This window comes from Ruegeria sp. HKCCA0235A (assembly GCF_013033235.1).
Taxonomy (GTDB): domain Bacteria; phylum Pseudomonadota; class Alphaproteobacteria; order Rhodobacterales; family Rhodobacteraceae; genus Ruegeria.
Window position 1 is genome coordinate 44,425 of record NZ_WQDQ01000012.1, and the last position, 16,178, is coordinate 60,602.

The window sequence follows — 16,178 nt, forward strand, 5'->3', positions numbered from 1 at the left end:
CCTGCCGATATGCGCTTGACGCCAGCTCAGGGCAGGAAGGTGCTGGCCCCTACCCCTGATAATTCCGGGTGTTGAAGAGCGCGAATTGGTACGGGAAACCTATTTCTGCACGCCCCTTGTTTCAGACGGCAGCTCTCGGAAAAACAGCCTGTAGTCGCGCGCGAACTGGCCCATATGCCAAAATCCGAGCCGGTTTGCAGCATCGGTTATCGTTCCGCTGAAAGACCCTGAAAGAAGGTCCTCGCGAACACGGTTCAACCTGAGACGCATATAATACGACTTGGGGCTTTGTCCGAACTGTTCCTTGAAAGCGCGATCCAGAGTTCGCCAAGACGCCCCGCTTTCTTTACAAATCTCTTCAATTGAAATCGGGTCTTCCAGATTGGCAACCATAAGATCGGTTGCGCGATCCAAGGCACGCCGCCTGGTGCCCGCCTGACTTCTGTCAAAATGCGCTTCGTCGTCGGTCAGGATAACCAGGGCTTCCAGCATCAGGGCTTGCTCAGCCGCCTCATACCACTGCGCATCAACACTGTTAAGAAGCCCGGCTACGCGACCCTCCAGGTTCGCCATGCTGGCCAAACCTGCTTTGGACCTCAGTCTGTGGGCGTCCGGGTTGTCGCGCGCCAAGTGAAATCCGCAGGACTCTGCAAAATTCTCCAATCTGTGCGTCTGGAAGGAAATGACATTTCCCGTGAAACCGGCCGTCGAAATACCGTCAAACCCATCACTGTCACCGAAGGACAGGAATGCGTTATCGGTTACGTCCTTTGCCTGCCATTTGTCGACCGCACCATTTGACGGAATCCCGAACGTCATCCAGCCCTTGGGCGAAACACCACGTTGATGAACGCGTTGGTTCATCGCGATGCTGAGAGCGGAGACCGATCGCCCTGAGCGCACCCTTATGGACGTCGACAACCGACCGGGATCGAGCTGTCGGAAGTCTATCTCCCACGGCGTAATTTCCCCGATTTTGTTGGGGTGTTCGAAATTCAGCACGGCTGTGGGCGTAACCCCGTCTGATACGGAAGGGACACCCTTTTGCGAATTTGGCGAATTCTTGATGTGGTCCATTCCCAGAGCCTGACACTTTACCGGTAATGTAGCGAATTCGAACCGCGGGGAGTCAAGTGTCAGCAAAAACTCCAAACCTCGCCACCATGGGCCGACCACGGCTTCCTGAGGCCGATGCCCGATCAGAGCGCGTGGTGACGTTTCTAACGCCACCAGAACACCAGCGGTTATCTGAGCTGGCGCATCAGTCAAACCAATCTCTTTCAGCAAAATGTCGCGACCTGATTGTTCAGGCGATGAACTTCAGGAGCACCAAAGGGGGAACGAAGAATGACTAATGTTGTCCAAAGGACTGGCATCGCAGCCTGTTTGCTAGCAGCGCTGAGCACCACACAATCGGCCGCACAACAAGACGCGATTGTGCATGACGGTGAATTTGCGTTCCTGCGCGCCCAATTTGGCGAGCAATGGGATGCGCAGGACGTCGAGATTGATGCGAGGCTGGCTGAACTTCGGGAAGCCAACGGCGGCAAACCCCCGAATTTCCTGTACATCCTCATCGATGACATCAGCTTTGGCCAGATGGGCGAACGCAAACTCAACTATGTGATGGGCATTGAAACCCCGAATATCAATGACTTTGCCAGCGAAGGCATGTCGTTGATGCGGATGTACACCGAGCCCTCATGTACACCCACTCGTACGGCCATGCTGACCGGGCGCCACCCGATCCGGGCCGGCGTGGAAGAGGTGAAAGTGGCTTTGGTGGGGGAAGGGCTTCCTGCCAGCGAAGTGACGCTGCCGGAAATCCTGAAACAGGCGGGCTACAACACCTCGCATGTCGGCAAATGGCATCAAGGCGATATCGAAGAGGCCTATCCGCACAATCAGGGCTTTGACTGGGCGGCCTTCCCGCTGCATCAGCAGGTTCAGCTGAGCCTGATGACCCGCGAGGCGATGCAGGCGAACAACATGTTGGGGTACCACGCGTCGGGACAGAACAATGCCCTTCTGCTGGATGAGCGTTTCAAGCCCTATGGTTTGGTGACAGGTGTCGAAGCCGAGGCCGGAGGGCAAGCCCGCGAAGTCGAAATGGCCGCAGGTGAAGAATGGACCCAAGCCAAATACGAAGAGATGAACGAGCGCTACCAGACGCAGGCAATTGAACAGCTCGAGCGTGCCGCAGCCTTGGATGAGCCGTTTTTTCTGCAATACTGGCCGCTTTATCCGCTGAACTTTGTCTATCCCGATCAGGCGCTGTCACGTAACGGCGGCTTCCACGCGGACAAGTTGCAGCTTCTGGACGGTTGGATCGGCGACGTTCTCGACGCGCTGGAGAAGACCGGCGAGGCGGACAACACCATCGTCATGATCATGGCCGACAACGGGTTGATGTACCATTACGAAGGAACATCCGGGCTGAACCAACTGATCTATCGCGGCGGCAAGACCCAACATCTCGAAGGGGGTGTGCGCACTGATGCATTCATTCGCTGGCCCGGTGTGATCGAGGCTGACAGCGCCGCCGGTGACATTTTTCATGTATCGGATATCTACACGACGATGGCGCGTATCGCTGGCGCCACCGACTATATCCCGCGTGATCGGGTGATCGATGGGATCGATCAGACGGCCCTGCTGCTGGAAGGCGAAGGCAATGGGCGACGCGACTACGTTTATGTGTACGAGGGCCCGGTTCTTCGCTCGGTCGTGAAACAGGAGTTCAAGATGCACCTGCCTGCTCCGGGCGCACCCGGAGCCGCCGCGCCAACGTACAACATCTACCGCGACCCGCGCGAATTGCATCCGCTGGTCGGGTACTCCCTCTGGGCCGGCGCCTCGTTCCAGGACATGATCAAGCGACATCAGAAGATGATCGCCAAGTATCCGAACTCGGCAATCGGTAAAGACGTCCCCTATGGCGGCATCGAGAACCTACGCCCCGAAAGCGAAAAGGCGCGGCAGGTTTTCATGAGCTGGCAAGAGTGAAGCCTTGATGGCGCGCGGAACCTGCCCGCGCGCCAACGACAACCTATGCAGTCAAGACAACACTGGGCCACTCCCCAGTGCTTGGACAAGATTCCGCGTGGCCCAAGCCAATCGAATGCCGAGGAAGGTAGTGTTCTAAGGCAATCTTTGAACGCATCGGCGCCAGTGTTTGCCCTGATATTGTTCAATCTGGTAGCAACTGGCTTTTTAGGCTTTCACCGGATGTGGTTTTTTGCGGATCGTTTGACCGATGTGCCAACCGCATTCCAACCCAGCTGGACAAATCACCGTGCCCAAAAAACTCTGCTTTGATTACTGACTACCTTAGCCGCCGCGGCTTTTTGAAAGCCTCCATGAGCGTGGTCGCATCGCCTGCGATGCTGGGCGCTGCCTGGAACAACGTCACAACCAAGGTTGAGGCCCGACAGTCCGAACCGGGGCTTGAATGACCTTTGATCGGGTACTCCTCACAGTTCCGCTGCCGTCGAGGAGACGGGATCGAAATCAAGGTCAGCGCTTTCAACAAAGATATTGATCCGAACGCGGCCCGTATCACATCGCCCAGCATAGGCGCCAAGGTGGCCGAGCAATACATCGTATCGCGCTATGACACGGTTTCGCAAACTGGTTGGGCGCAGCTGATCGAAGGCAAGGGCGAGGCCTTCTGCGCGGGCACCATCTATTGGTTCCTATGTCTCAAGCGGAAGGACCGCACCACTCAGCAAATCACGCATAACGTTCTCAGGCGTTATACAGCCTGAACCTAAGCAATTGCAAATGGGCTGGCTTGGCTGATCCTTCCCTACCGGAAAGATCCCGCCGACGCTGTCTTGGCAAAGCTACAGCCTGTACGACATTCCATTCAACACTCTGACCTGCGCAGAGACACTGCCATTGTTTCGAAACCTGCTTTTCCCGCGATACAGGTCTCTGACAGTTTTGCCGCAAAGCAATCGCACAGGGTATTTGCCACAAAGAGCTGCCCTGCCGCATGCCGGAGGGTGGTTCAACGGCGGTCACTAGAAGACCAACACCTGATTGCAACACCTGTTCCACGCAACTTGCAGTTTGAAAATCTGATCATCCTCTCTGCAATCGGACCGTGATTTCGGACAGCCGGGACCAGGATTGGAACGTGATCGGCAAAGCAAGCGCGGCTTCAGCAAATTCCCATGAGTAGCTGACAATCGAAAAGATCATTCCAGGTGTCGCATCCAGGTTTTGCGTCGCGAACCACAGGTTGAACAGGATCAGACCAATCAGCAGAACGAAGATCACACCGTAAAGGTAGGCTTCGGTATCCGAGAGCTTGACTTCGAAACGACGCAGTTTCGTCAGGTGGACAAGCACCGGGCGGACGCGGCGCTGTTCCAGAATGCTGACCTGATGTTCCATCTGCTCATTCAGGGCACGGTTCCATTGCCAGAACGTCGAATGAAACAGGGCGTAGATGCATATCATTCCCACAAGCACCCCGCAGGCTGACAGAGCCAGCACCGGCGAGAAGTAAAACAGCAATATTGCTGAGACGACGAACTGCATGATCCCTGAAATTGCCGAAGGCAGTATCTCTTCCAGAAAGTCGGCCAGTTCGCGCCCCATTCCGATCCGGGCGTTCAACGAAGAAATCGGCAGGTTTGAAAAACGCGCAGCAAGCGCCTTGCCCAGCTCGACGCGGATCGTTCCGTAGACGCGCGTATCGTATATCCGCCGGATCACGCCGATCAGCGTGAGGGCGACCATAAGAGCGCCCAGATGCACAAAGGGCTGAAACTGTCCGCGCAGCAATCCATCGATGGCAAAGCCGATGAACAGCGGGATCAACACGGTTAATGCAGTTTCCGACAGTATCAGAAACCAGGTGATCCCGACACGCCACCGAAACACGCTCAGCAACGTGCCTATAGTCAGTTTTCTATTCCTCAGCATGCGGCATCACGGATCATAGTGGACACGAACGCGGACATCGCCCGGCCAGACCGAGGCGGCCCTGAAATCAGGCAAGTCCTGAGGGTTCGGGGCGCCGGTTGAACCCAGCCCCTCCAAAAGTTTCGTCTCGGTCATGTTCAGGTCTTCGTCCTTGTTTTCGTCGTGAAACAGCAGCACAGCATAAGGGCCGGCCGTCAGGTCAGGAAACTCATGGCTGACACTGCCTTTGCGGGACGGAACCTGGGCGTAGTCAATCGCGCTCTGGACATCCAAACCGTCAAAGGCGCGCGCGTCGTCGAAAACAAGGATCACAATGTTTCCCTTGGCGTTGCGGATACCCTCCACAATCACGTTCAGACCATCAGAGGCGGCAGGCGTTGCAAGCGCCATCAGGGCGAATGCGGGGGCCAGAATGCTACGTGTCATAACTGTGTCCTTTCTCTGGAAGGGTGCGGCGGGACTGGCTTGAAGACGACAAGGACATCTTCGGCAATGGCGATCAGCACGGGCACCAGCAGCAGCATGAGGGCGGTGCCGAACAGTTCGCCAAAAGCCAGAGAGATGGCGGCAGGGATCAGATACTGCGCCTGTTCCGAGGTTTCCGTCAGCAAGGGCAGCAGGCCGATCACCGTCGTTGCGGTGGTCAGAAAGATCGCCTTGAAACGTCCGATGCCAGCGCTTGTCAGCGCCAGGTTCACGGGCTGGCCTTCCTCGCGCGCCTGATTGTATCGGGTGATCATGACCAGACTGTCGTTCACGATCACGCCGGTCAGCGCCAGCATGCCGAAGAACGAAAACAGCGACAGCGACACATCCATGATCAGGTGCCCGACCGCAGCCGCGATAAAACCGAAGGGCACGATGGCCAGAATGACGAAAGGTTGCCAATAGCTTTTCAACGGCACGGCCATCAACACATAGATCAAAACGGCGGCCAGCAGCAGCGCACGTTTCAAGCCACCGCTGATATCGGCCATCTCTTCCAGTTCACCGGCGGGCAGAACTTTGACGCTCGGGTACTTTTCGCGGAGTTTCGGGACCAACTGTTCGAACACCGCCTGACCAACCTCTTCGGGGGCAACACGGTCGCGGTCGATGGACGCGGCCACGATGTTCATGCGCTTGCCGTCGCGGCGATCGACGGTGTCAGAGGCGTAGGTGCCTTCGATTTCGGCAACCGTCTCAAGCGGCACCCAGGCACCGGATGCGCTGCGCAACTGGGTCTGCATCAGATCGGCGAGCGTATCGCGGTTTTCCCGCGCGTTCTGCACGACCACGCGGATTTCGGACCCGTCGCGCCGAACCTTGGTCACCTCGGCCCCGCCGAACCCATAACCAATCTGTCTGGCCAAAGCCTCGGCATTGAAGCCAAGGTGCCGCGCGTCCGGACGCAGGCGGAGTTTCAGTTCGGGCTGGCTGCCCGCCAGCCCATCCCGAACATTCGCCACGCCCTCAATGTTCGACAGGAAGTCTTTCATCTCGGCGCTGGCCTGTTGCAGCAGGTCTTCGTCTTTGGACGCCAACCGGATGCGGAGTCCTCCGGCGAGTGTTTCCGAGCCGGTGAACTCCAACTCGGTTGCACCTTCGACCGCACCAACCCGGTCGCGCCATTCGCGAACCACGGAAAGGATCGGAACATCCGGTCGTTCGGCCACCGGGATCATTTCAGCGTATATTTGCGCGTTTCCTGCGCCGTTGATGATGCTGAACACCGTCTGAACGGGCGGCGTGGCCATGCCCGCGCCCTCGGCAAGCTCGGCGTTCAGATCGCTCAACACAGTTTCAATCCGGTCCACGTTCGCGCGGGTCAGCGCAAAGGGCGCGCGGGCGTCCATTTCCAGGTTCATCGTGATGATCTGACCGGGCACTTCGGGAAAGAACACCGTTCTGACCTTGCCCTTGTACATCAAGCCAAGCCCCAGCGTCGCGGCGGCGACGAACAGGATCAGCACTGCATAGCGCTGCCGCACCGCGGCGACAAGCAAGGGCTGATAGATGCGATCCCGTACCCAGTCCAGGCCGCCCTGCGCAGTATCCTGTACGCGGCCCCAGAGGCGGGACAGCAGGTACCTGCGCTCTTGCCCCATCGAAACCTGCGCCAGATGGGCGGGCAGGATGAACTTGCTTTCGATGAGCGAAAAGACCAGCGTCAGGATCACGATCCCCGCGAACCCGGCCAGTACCTTGCCCAACGGGTTGTCGATCAACAACATCGGGAAGAACGCCGCGATTGTCGTCAGAACGCCGAAGACTGTTGCGACTGCCACGCGGTGCACGCCGCGTTCAGTGTCCTGAATCGGGTCTTTGCCCTTTCGACGTTCCTCGAAAACGCTTTCTCCGACCACAACGGCATCATCGACCAGAATGCCCAGGGCGATGATCAGACCGAAGGTAGTGACATCATTGAGCGAATAGTCCACCCATTTTGAACCCGAAACGGCTATGGCCCCCATGACCGAAACCGGAATGCCCATGGCAACCCAGAAGGCCAGGCGCACGTTCAGAAACACCGACAGCATCAAGGTCACAAGGATCAGTCCCTGCACCCCGTTGGACCGCAACAGCGCCAGCCGGTCCGAGATATAGCCGGCGCTGTCGCCCCAGACATCGACCTGAACCTGCGACGGCAACTGACGGCTGAACTCATCCACCGTGCGGCGCACAACGTCACTGATCGTCAGCAGGTTCTCTTTCTGCCCGACCAGAACCTCCATCCCGACAGTTGGCTTGCCGTTCAGCCGAAACAGGTACTCGCCGTCCTGAAACCCGTCTTCGATCTTGGCAATATCACCCAAGGGCACAAAAGACCCGTCGTCACGTTCAATGATCGGCAGGGCCGCATATTCAGGAGCGTATTTTGCGCGATCATCGGCCCGCAGATAGATCGTGCCGCCCTCGGTCCGCAAACGGCCTGCCTGAAATGTCACCGAGTTTTCCTCGATGGCGCGGGTCACATCCGCCACGGTCAGGCCATAGTGGCGCAGCAGCGCAGGGTCGATTTCGATGCGCAGTTCCCGCGGGATCAGACCCCAGATTTGCAGCCGCGACAATTCCGGTTGCGCCAGCAGCTCTTCTTTCAGGCGCTGCGCCAGGCTCTGCAATGTGGCCGGGTCCGTTTCGCCGAAAAGGTTCAGATAGAGCGCCGGAAAATCGAAACCCGACGCTTCGATCACAGGGCGGCGCGCGGTATCGGGCAGATCGGTCAACCCATCGATGCGAATGCGGACCCGATCCAGAACGGCTTGCAGTTTCTGGCCACCCGCGCGGCGGACGGTCACGACACTCAGATCGTTTTGGGATTGCGAAGTCACACTGCGCACGCCCTCCAACCCTTCCAGCGCCTGCTCAACTTTCCGGGTCACCAATTCATCGACCTGTTCGGCAGTGGCGTCCGGGAACTCGATCGAAATCGTAACGCTTTCCGCAGGAATGCGAGGGAAGCCCTCGATCCGAATATTCAGCAGCGTCTGCACCCCGAGAAAGAGGATCAGCGCCATCATCAGATTGGCGGCGACAGGGTTGCGGATAAACCAGGATGTCAGCGCGTGCATGGCTCAACCCCCATCCGACAGCGGCGTGACGCGCTGACCCGGCAGGAACGAGGCCAGAGGTGTCTTGGCCACGCGCCATGGGCCGTTCCCGTCGGGGGCCTGTATCGTGACAGCACCTTCGCTGCGGAACAGGATGTTCGGGCTGAACCTCTGAAGGTGGTCGTTTTCATCCACAATCCAAATGTACCCCGCACGCGTCAGGGCGCTTTCCGGCAGGGTCACGGTGTCAGCAATTCGTCGTCCGGGAATGTGCACCTTCAGAAAATCTCCGGCGAGTATGCCGTCACCGGGGTTTGCGACATCCAAAAAGACGCGCACCTGTCGTGTGTCCTGATCCAGAAACCCGCCTCCACGCCGAACCCGAGCCTGCCCAAGGCTTTCGCCCGAGCGGTGCGTCAGGTCAGCAGCAACGCCAGAGATCGGATGATCGAACAGCGCCCAATCCGCTTGGCTGAACGCGGCAACCAGTTCGAATTGCCGGTTGTCCGACAGGTGTATCAGGGGATCGCCCGGGTTGACCGCCTGGCCAAGGCTGGCAAAGCGACGGGTGACAAAGCCTGAAAACGGGGCAACAATTTCTGCGTCCTTCAGGTCATTTCTCGCCGCATTCAGGCGTGCCTGCGCCGCTGCAACGGTTTTTTCGGCGACGCGCAATTGCGGCAGGTTCACGGCCAGTTCGTTTGGCGGTTCCACCCCGTCTCGTTCGAACTGCCGTTTCGCGACGGTTACGTTGTTCTGCGCGCGCAACAGTGCAAGCTCTGCTCGCTCAAGCTCCATCTCGGCGGTTGCAACGGCGCTTTGATAAGGGGCATTTTCGATTGAAAACAAAGGGTCGCCCCCTTCCACCTGTGTCCCGGCCAAAGCACCGGCATGGACTGCGGTGATGCGCCCGGACACAGCAGATCGCAGCTCGGCATCCCAACGAGGCCGAACTTCGGCAAATGCAGAAACACGCGCCTGCACGGTTTCCGGAACAACAGTTACGACAGAGACGGTCGGTGGCGGAGGTGAGGTGTTTGCTGGCTGAACATCAACCGTATCTTCCGCGTCAAACAACAGGATGACGACCGCCACAAACAGCATCAGCGACAATCCAATCCAGAGCCATCGTCGGGCTGGTCTTCGCTGAGCTTCTGAGGTTTTGTCTGTCATTGTCCTGTTTTTCCTGAGCCGCCTGAACCATTGCGCCTTGTGGTGCACGATTGGATGTCATATACTATGAACGATCGTTCGTTCAATATGAAAAAGCAAAAATGTCTGAAGACACCAAAAAACCAGGGTCAGCCCGGGAAAAGGCTACAGCCAAGCGCCGCAACCAGATTTTGGAAGCCGCCGTCATGTGTTTTCTCGAGCGCGGCTATCATCAGACCGGCGTCCGCGATATCGCAGCGCGGGCGGGCGTCAGCCTTGGAAACCTCTACAACCATTTTCGCGGCAAGCATGATGTGCTTGTGGAAATCGCAATGCTCGAACGCCGCGAACTGGAGCCGTTTCTGAAAGTCCTGAATTCAAATGCACCCGCACCCAAAGTGTTGAAAAAGTTCATCCGGGCCTACGCCAACTATCTGGCTGCGCCGGAAAACGTCATCCTCACCTTGGAGATTTCGAGCGAAGCCGTTCGTCAACAGGATATCGCGCGACTGTTCGTCGAAAACCGAGCCAGACTGACGGAGGCGCTTGAAGAAGTAGTGAGACGCGGCGTGGAGGCAGGAGATCTGCGCGCTGTTCCGGATCCTCTACAAGCGTCGCAATTGGTGATAGAGGTTCTGGAAGGAAGCGCGTATCGCAGCGTTCTGTCGGAAACGCCCATGAGCAAAATCGCTGGAAGCATGGAGGATTTCATTCTGAGCTCTCTGCTGGCGCGTCGATGAAGCCTGTGTCACTTGTCTATTCGAGGCTGATGAAAGCCTGCGAACGGGAAGACGCACTGTGGCAATCGTGCGGATAGCTGAGTTCAGCTTTCCGCCCATCCTTCAGGAAAACGAAGCCTCCCCAAGTTACCTTTAACCCAATTTGGGAAATCGGCGAGATGCGCATATTTTTTCATCCAAGCCAATGGTTGCTGTCTAAAATTTAATCACATGATGTGAAATTAAGCAGATTCCGACGCTGCAGGTTAGTGTTCCGATACTTCAACAGAGAAACAGGTGGCAGCAAAACGAAGCGCTGTAGGTGCCCTATTACACAAGTTGCAACCATATTACCCGCGCACAGCGCAGTACCACCGCGCGCAGCAGGCACCGTCAGCTTAAGCACCAAGCAATTGGGCAACAGGACCGTGCTGAACAAGTTTCGCCAATCTGGGTCATTCAAATGCCTATTCCCCAGAACCACGACACCTGAACTTGATGCGGTTCTGCTAAACTCGGCTGGCGGAGTGACAGGAGGAGATTCCTTTCGGTTTTCTTGCAAGGCAGCAAAAGGCACAGCGCTGACCTTGACAACGCAAGCTTGCGAGCGCGCTTACAAGGCCCCGCCCAAAGAATGGGGCCAGGTTACAAATCATTTGACGGTAGAGGCTGGGGCCCGGCTGAACTGGTTGCCACAAGAGACCATTCTGTACAATGGCAGTGCGTTAGACCGGCGCCTCAGGATCGACCTGTCACCGGATGCCGACATGCTGATGGTGGAACCGCTTGTTTTTGGACGCGTCGCCATGGGTGAAACGTTGACTGAAATCCGCTTGCGCGATCAGATCGAGATTTGGCGCGAAGGAACGCCGTTGTTTCTCGATGCGATTAGGTTCGCTGGAGATTGGCACACTCACTTGGCTAAGCGGCATATTGCAAACGGCGCAGGGGCGATGGCCCTGATCGTCTTAATGTCGAGTTCCGCCGAAGGTCATCTGGAACCTGTCAGGGAATTGCTACCGGACGCCGCCGGGGCAACTCTGATCCGGAAAGACCTACTGGTCATTCGCATTCTGGCCGGCGACAGCTTTGCACTGCGCCGCACATTGATGCCGGTTCTGCGCCGGCTGAACAACGACACATTGCCCCGATGCTGGATGCTCTGACATGAACCTGACCCCTCGTGAAAAAGACAAACTACTGGTGGCCATGGCCGCCGAGGTCGCTCGCAAACGGCTGGCGCGTGGCGTCAAGCTGAATCACCCCGAGGCCATTGCGTTGATTACCGATGCCGTGGTCGAAGGCGCGCGCGATGGCCGTTCGGTCGCCGACATGATGCAAGCTGGGGCTGAAGTGATCTCTCGGGAACACTGCATGGAAGGCGTGCCCGAGATGATCCACGAGGTGCAGGTCGAAGCCACTTTCCCGGATGGCACAAAACTTGTGACTGTCCACAACCCCATTCGCTAATTTCCAAAGGAGTCACCCATGATCCGCATGCTGTTTCCCGCTCTCATTCTGGCTGGTCCGGCCACGGCCCATTCGGATACCCATATTCACGCCCATGGCAGCGATTACACCGCGCTTGCAGTTGGGTTGGCTTTGATTGGGGTCATCGCCATAACCGTAATTTTGAAGCTGCCGAAATGATTCCGGGTGAGGTTATTCCTGCCGAAGGCTCACTGACGCTGAACGCGGGACGCAGTAGCCGTCTTGTTATTGTCGCCAATACCGGCGATCGACCAATACAGGTCGGCAGCCACTACCATTTTTCCGAAGCAAACTCGGCCCTGGATTTTGATCGGTATGCAGCTTTGGGTATGCGGCTGGACATCCCGGCGGGTACCGCGGTGCGATTTGAGCCAGGCCAAACTCGCGAAGTTATACTGGTGCCATTTGAAGGGCGCCGGCACATTTACGGTTTCAATATGCATATCATGGGGGCTCTGAAAGATGCCGGGCAAGATCAGTCGGAGTGACTATGCCTCCATGTTCGGCCCAACGGTCGGCGACAAAGTACGATTGGCAGATACCGATCTGATCATCGAGGTAGAAAAAGACCTTATCGTGGAGCGCGCAACAACTGCGCGTTTCAGTGAAACCGGCCACCGCGAAGATGTGTATGGTGAAGAGGTCAAGTTCGGTGGCGGCAAAGTCATTCGAGATGGGATGGGTCAGTCTCAGACCACGCGTGCCGAAGGTGCCGTGGACACTGTGATCACCAATGCTCTGATCGTGGATCACTCGGGCATCTACAAGGCGGATGTCGGTCTGAAGGACGGGCGCATCGCCAAGATCGGCAAAGCCGGAAATCCAGATACGCAACCCGGAGTAGACATCATCATCGGTCCCGGCACCGAAGCCATCGCGGGCGAAGGTCGCATCCTGACGGCTGGCGGGTTCGACAGCCATATTCACTTCATCTGCCCGCAACAGATCGAGGACGCGCTGCATTCTGGCCTTACGACCATGCTTGGCGGTGGCACCGGCCCGGCACATGGCACTCTGGCGACCACATGTACCCCGGGCCCGTGGCATATCGGCCGGATGTTGCAGGCGGCGGATGCTTTTCCCATGAATCTTGCTTTTGCAGGCAAGGGAAATGCTTCGCTTCCCGCTGCTTTGGAGGAACAGGTCAAAGCCGGGGCTTGTGCCCTGAAACTGCACGAGGACTGGGGTACGACCCCGGCGGCCATCGATTGCTGCCTTTCGGTCGCTGACGCGATGGACGTTCAGGTGATGATCCACACTGACACGCTCAACGAATCCGGGTTTGTTGAAAATACGGTTGCCGCGATAAAGGGTCGGACTATCCACGCTTTCCACACTGAAGGCGCGGGCGGCGGCCACGCACCAGATATCATCAAAATCTGCGGAGAGGACCATGTCCTGCCCTCCTCTACCAACCCCACGCGGCCTTTTACGGTAAACACGGTCGAGGAACATCTGGACATGCTGATGGTCTGCCATCACCTCGACAAATCCATCCCCGAGGACGTGGCTTTTGCTGAAAGCCGCATCCGGCGTGAGACCATCGCGGCTGAAGATATCCTGCACGACATGGGCGCGTTCAGCATCATTGCGTCCGACAGTCAGGCTATGGGCCGCGTGGGCGAAGTGTTGATCCGGACGTGGCAAACCGCCGACAAAATGAAGAAACAGCGCGGGCGCCTTCCCGAGGAAACAGGCGAAAACGACAACCTGCGCGTCAGACGCTATATCGCCAAATACACGATCAACCCGGCCATTGCTCATGGCCTGAGCCGCGAGATTGGCAGTATCGAAGAAGGCAAACGTGCTGATCTTGTTCTATGGAACCCTGCCTTTTTTGGTGTGAAACCCGAGATGGTTTTGCTGGGCGGTACGATTGCTTGTGCCCAAATGGGTGACCCAAACGCGTCGATCCCCACACCGCAACCAGTCTATAGCCGCCCGATGTTCGGGGCCTATGGCCGCTCGGTCGAGCATTCGGCAATCACATTTGTCTCTGAGGCCGCACAGGCCGACAGGATTGGCGATACACTGGGCTTGGCGAAGCAGACCGTCGCTGTCCAAAACACACGAGAGATTGGCAAACAGGATCTTTTGCTCAACAACGCGACGCCGCATGTCGAAGTTGATCCGGAAACCTATGAGGTCCGAGCAGACGGTGAATTGCTGACCTGCCAACCGGCCGAAGTGCTGCCGATGGCACAGCGATACTTTATGTTCTGACTAAAAATTATGCTGCGTTGCACCGTGCGCAAGGCAGAAATGACCAAACACCCACTTCAACGTGAGGCCGATATGACAGATATTAATGCTCAAGGGAGGACCAACGTTTACGAGGGTCCAAATGGCACACTCAGCAACACAATCACACGCAGGCTTTTCGCTGCCCGGTCTGATCGCGTCCATCGGATCATCAATCTACGGGGCTCTGATCAGTGTGGCCGAAGCTCAATCGCGCGTGCGGCAAGTCGAATTCCTGCAATCGCTCAGCGACGAAGAGTTGAAAAAACGCGGCCTATCACGCGAACGGATCGTGCATCGGGTGTTTTCGGATTCGATCTGGCTCTGACCATTTCTGCTCCAGAGGAGGCGACGGTATGACCGCCCTGCTCTGCACCGCACGCCGTTACTCGGATCACATGCACGACGACACTGCCGATTGCCTGTCGTTGACCTATGACGATCGGTTTTTGCGCCGAAAGGTTTTAACATGCGAAAGCGGCGAACAGATTCTGGTCGACCTGGCTCAGACAACCTCACTGGATCACGGCGGCGCGCTGATCTTGGACGACGGGCGCGCGGTTGAAATCCAGGCCGCGCCCGAAGCCTTGCTGGAGGTCTCGGCTCCGGATCTGGCACGTATCGCATGGCATATCGGCAATCGCCACACGCCCTGCCAGATCGAAAAGGATCGTCTGTTGATCCAGGTCGATCATGTGATCCGAGACATGCTTTTGAAAATCGGGGCCACAGTACGTGAGGTGCACGAACCGTTCACCCCTGAAGGCGGAGCCTACGGCCACGGCAGGACACATGGCCACGCCCACTGAAGCTGATATCCTGACGCTGACCCAGTGGTTGTCTCCGGCATATCCTGTGGGAGGCTTTGCTTATTCCCACGGGCTGGAAGCAGCAATTGACGAAGGGGCTGTCGCCAGTTCACAAGACGCCGAAGCCTGGATTTCTGATGTGCTGGAACATGGGTCGGGATGGAATGACGCTCTGTTCGTAGTGTCCGCTTACGACGCGCAGGATAGTGATGAGCTTATCAGCGTTGATACCAAGGCACGGGCGATCTGCGCATCATCGGAAAGAAAAATGGAAACCGAATTGCTGGGGCAGGCATTCGGGACCGTCACAGGAGACGTCTGGGATTTAGACATCCAACTGCTTTCCTATCCAGTGTCGGTGGGCTATGCCGCGCATCTGCAGAGCCTTCCCATACTGTTAACGACAAAGCTGTATCTACAAGCATTTGCAAGCAACTTGGTCGCGTGCGCAACGCGCCTTGTACCGCTGGGGCAAACCGACGCTCAAAAGCTGATCCGTAATTTAACACCGCTATGTGCTCATATCGCTGAACAAGCGCAAATGGCAGGCTTGGACGAATTGAGTTCGACTGCGTTCCTGACGGACATCGCGTCGATGAGACACGAAACACAGTATTCAAGGATATTCCGAACATGAGCAGTATGAACGGCCCTCTTCGCGTCGGCATCGGTGGTCCGGTTGGAGCCGGAAAGACCACCTTGACGGCTGCCCTATCTGAAACCCTGCGCGATGTTTGTTCAGTGGGCGTTATCACCAATGATATTTACACTCAGGAAGACGCCGAGGCGCTGATGCGCTTGCAGGTCTTGCCAAGAGACAGGATCATCGGCGTCGAAACGGGCGGTTGCCCACATACAGCTATCCGTGAGGATGCATCGATAAACCTTGCAGCGGTTGCTGAAATGCGAAACCGGCATCCCGATCTTGACATCGTTCTGATCGAAAGTGGCGGCGACAACCTGTCGGCTACATTCAGTCCAGAACTCGCAGACCTTACAATCTATGTGATCGACGTCGCAGCAGGAGAGGAAATCCCGCGAAAAGGCGGACCGGCAATAACGAAATCCGACATCCTGGTCATAAACAAGACCGATCTGGCGCCGCATGTTGGCGCTTCACTGGAGGTCATGGATAGAGATGCAGCCAGAATGCGCAATGGGCGGCCCTTTTTGTTCACGTCCCTTCGTCACAAAAAAGGGGTCGGCGCAATTGTCGACCTTTTAGTGAAGAAGGGGGGGTTAATGATTCCAGAAAGGAATTAACGCTCAGAACGAAGATGCCAATCTGTCGACACCTGTCA

Annotated in this window: 17 protein-coding genes; 12 read left to right on the forward strand and 5 right to left on the reverse strand. The window is 57.0% G+C overall.

Features of this window, described 5'->3' with window-relative positions:
• Positions 1-99: 99 nt before the first annotated feature.
• Positions 100-1,269 carry a helix-turn-helix domain-containing protein gene (locus tag GOW56_RS18305; RefSeq protein ID WP_171206784.1) on the reverse strand — a complete coding sequence of 390 codons (1,170 nt, stop codon included), beginning with the start codon at positions 1,267-1,269 and terminating at the stop codon, positions 100-102.
• A 78-nt stretch (positions 1,270-1,347) separates the two neighbouring features.
• Here GOW56_RS18305 and GOW56_RS18310 point away from each other — a divergent pair, with 78 nt between their 5' ends.
• Both GOW56_RS18310 and GOW56_RS18320 read left to right on the forward strand, forming a co-directional pair.
• Positions 1,348-3,006: a sulfatase-like hydrolase/transferase gene (locus tag GOW56_RS18310; RefSeq protein WP_171206785.1), complete on the forward strand. Its 1,659-nt coding sequence runs from the start codon at positions 1,348-1,350 to the stop codon at positions 3,004-3,006.
• 452 nt (positions 3,007-3,458) lie between these two features.
• On the forward strand, positions 3,459-3,767 hold the full coding sequence (locus GOW56_RS18320) for a hypothetical protein (protein WP_171206787.1): 309 nt from the start codon (positions 3,459-3,461) through the stop codon (positions 3,765-3,767).
• Positions 3,768-4,086: 319 nt separating this feature from the next.
• Here the strand turns inward: GOW56_RS18320 and GOW56_RS18325 are convergent, their stop codons facing one another.
• From GOW56_RS18325 to GOW56_RS18340, 4 genes are read right to left on the reverse strand one after another with little or no spacing between them, the layout of a single operon-like run.
• Complete coding sequence (locus GOW56_RS18325) at positions 4,087-4,935, reverse strand: ABC transporter six-transmembrane domain-containing protein (protein ID WP_171206788.1); 849 nt, start codon at positions 4,933-4,935, stop codon at positions 4,087-4,089.
• A 6-nt stretch (positions 4,936-4,941) separates the two neighbouring features.
• Complete coding sequence (locus GOW56_RS18330; RefSeq protein ID WP_171118908.1) at positions 4,942-5,361, reverse strand: DUF2141 domain-containing protein; 420 nt, start codon at positions 5,359-5,361, stop codon at positions 4,942-4,944.
• The gene (locus tag GOW56_RS18335) at positions 5,358-8,486 is read right to left on the reverse strand and encodes an efflux RND transporter permease subunit (protein WP_171206789.1); all 3,129 of its coding nucleotides are present in this window, start codon (positions 8,484-8,486) and stop codon (positions 5,358-5,360) included. Before GOW56_RS18335 ends, GOW56_RS18330 begins: the two co-directional genes overlap by 4 nt.
• Positions 8,487-8,489: 3 nt before the next feature.
• Entirely contained in the window at positions 8,490-9,638 is a 1,149-nt protein-coding gene (locus GOW56_RS18340; RefSeq protein ID WP_171206790.1) for an efflux RND transporter periplasmic adaptor subunit, read from the reverse strand.
• Positions 9,639-9,739: 101 nt separating this feature from the next.
• On the opposite strand from GOW56_RS18340, the gene GOW56_RS18345 reads away from it, so the two are divergent.
• From GOW56_RS18345 to ureG, 10 genes are all read left to right on the forward strand, one after another.
• Complete coding sequence (locus GOW56_RS18345; RefSeq protein WP_171118914.1) at positions 9,740-10,357, forward strand: TetR/AcrR family transcriptional regulator; 618 nt, start codon at positions 9,740-9,742, stop codon at positions 10,355-10,357.
• Between the two features lie 407 nt (positions 10,358-10,764).
• Entirely contained in the window at positions 10,765-11,502 is a 738-nt protein-coding gene (locus GOW56_RS18350; protein WP_371807919.1) for an urease accessory protein UreD, read from the forward strand.
• 1 nt (position 11,503) lies between these two features.
• Complete coding sequence (locus tag GOW56_RS18355; protein ID WP_152459090.1) at positions 11,504-11,806, forward strand: urease subunit gamma; 303 nt, start codon at positions 11,504-11,506, stop codon at positions 11,804-11,806.
• A gap of 18 nt (positions 11,807-11,824) precedes the next feature.
• Entirely contained in the window at positions 11,825-11,986 is a 162-nt protein-coding gene (locus GOW56_RS18360) for a hypothetical protein (RefSeq protein WP_171169025.1), read from the forward strand.
• Complete coding sequence (locus GOW56_RS18365) at positions 11,983-12,315, forward strand: urease subunit beta (protein WP_171118918.1); 333 nt, start codon at positions 11,983-11,985, stop codon at positions 12,313-12,315. Before GOW56_RS18360 ends, GOW56_RS18365 begins: the two co-directional genes overlap by 4 nt.
• Positions 12,290-14,050, forward strand: a complete 1,761-nt coding sequence (gene ureC, locus GOW56_RS18370; RefSeq protein ID WP_171206791.1) for an urease subunit alpha — start codon at positions 12,290-12,292, stop codon at positions 14,048-14,050. The genes GOW56_RS18365 and ureC overlap by 26 nt, the downstream gene beginning before the upstream one ends.
• 121 nt (positions 14,051-14,171) lie before the next feature.
• The gene (locus GOW56_RS18375) at positions 14,172-14,396 is read left to right on the forward strand and encodes a DUF1127 domain-containing protein (RefSeq protein WP_171118922.1); all 225 of its coding nucleotides are present in this window, start codon (positions 14,172-14,174) and stop codon (positions 14,394-14,396) included.
• Positions 14,397-14,424: 28 nt separating this feature from the next.
• Entirely contained in the window at positions 14,425-14,877 is a 453-nt protein-coding gene (ureE, locus tag GOW56_RS18380) for an urease accessory protein UreE (RefSeq protein ID WP_152459094.1), read from the forward strand.
• Complete coding sequence (locus GOW56_RS18385) at positions 14,861-15,514, forward strand: urease accessory protein UreF (RefSeq protein WP_171206792.1); 654 nt, start codon at positions 14,861-14,863, stop codon at positions 15,512-15,514. Before ureE ends, GOW56_RS18385 begins: the two co-directional genes overlap by 17 nt.
• Entirely contained in the window at positions 15,511-16,140 is a 630-nt protein-coding gene (ureG, locus tag GOW56_RS18390; protein ID WP_171206793.1) for an urease accessory protein UreG, read from the forward strand. Before GOW56_RS18385 ends, ureG begins: the two co-directional genes overlap by 4 nt.
• The last annotated feature ends 38 nt before the right edge of the window (positions 16,141-16,178 follow it).

What these genes read in the sequence shown, in the direction of transcription:
- GOW56_RS18310 (WP_171206785.1), top strand. Translation starts at nt 1,348, where the DNA reads ATGACTAATGTTGTCCAAAGGACTGGCATCGCAGCCTGTTTGCTAGCA.
- GOW56_RS18375 (WP_171118922.1), top strand. Translation starts at nt 14,172, where the DNA reads ATGGCACACTCAGCAACACAATCACACGCAGGCTTTTCGCTGCCCGGT.
- ureE (WP_152459094.1), top strand. Translation starts at nt 14,425, where the DNA reads ATGACCGCCCTGCTCTGCACCGCACGCCGTTACTCGGATCACATGCAC.
- GOW56_RS18330 (WP_171118908.1), bottom strand. Translation starts at nt 5,361, where the DNA reads ATGACACGTAGCATTCTGGCCCCCGCATTCGCCCTGATGGCGCTTGCA.
- GOW56_RS18355 (WP_152459090.1), top strand. Translation starts at nt 11,504, where the DNA reads ATGAACCTGACCCCTCGTGAAAAAGACAAACTACTGGTGGCCATGGCC.
- GOW56_RS18325 (WP_171206788.1), bottom strand. Translation starts at nt 4,935, where the DNA reads ATGCTGAGGAATAGAAAACTGACTATAGGCACGTTGCTGAGCGTGTTT.
- GOW56_RS18365 (WP_171118918.1), top strand. Translation starts at nt 11,983, where the DNA reads ATGATTCCGGGTGAGGTTATTCCTGCCGAAGGCTCACTGACGCTGAAC.
- GOW56_RS18360 (WP_171169025.1), top strand. Translation starts at nt 11,825, where the DNA reads ATGATCCGCATGCTGTTTCCCGCTCTCATTCTGGCTGGTCCGGCCACG.
- GOW56_RS18335 (WP_171206789.1), bottom strand. Translation starts at nt 8,486, where the DNA reads ATGCACGCGCTGACATCCTGGTTTATCCGCAACCCTGTCGCCGCCAAT.
- GOW56_RS18345 (WP_171118914.1), top strand. Translation starts at nt 9,740, where the DNA reads ATGTCTGAAGACACCAAAAAACCAGGGTCAGCCCGGGAAAAGGCTACA.
- ureC (WP_171206791.1), top strand. Translation starts at nt 12,290, where the DNA reads ATGCCGGGCAAGATCAGTCGGAGTGACTATGCCTCCATGTTCGGCCCA.
- GOW56_RS18385 (WP_171206792.1), top strand. Translation starts at nt 14,861, where the DNA reads ATGGCCACGCCCACTGAAGCTGATATCCTGACGCTGACCCAGTGGTTG.
- GOW56_RS18340 (WP_171206790.1), bottom strand. Translation starts at nt 9,638, where the DNA reads ATGACAGACAAAACCTCAGAAGCTCAGCGAAGACCAGCCCGACGATGG.
- ureG (WP_171206793.1), top strand. Translation starts at nt 15,511, where the DNA reads ATGAGCAGTATGAACGGCCCTCTTCGCGTCGGCATCGGTGGTCCGGTT.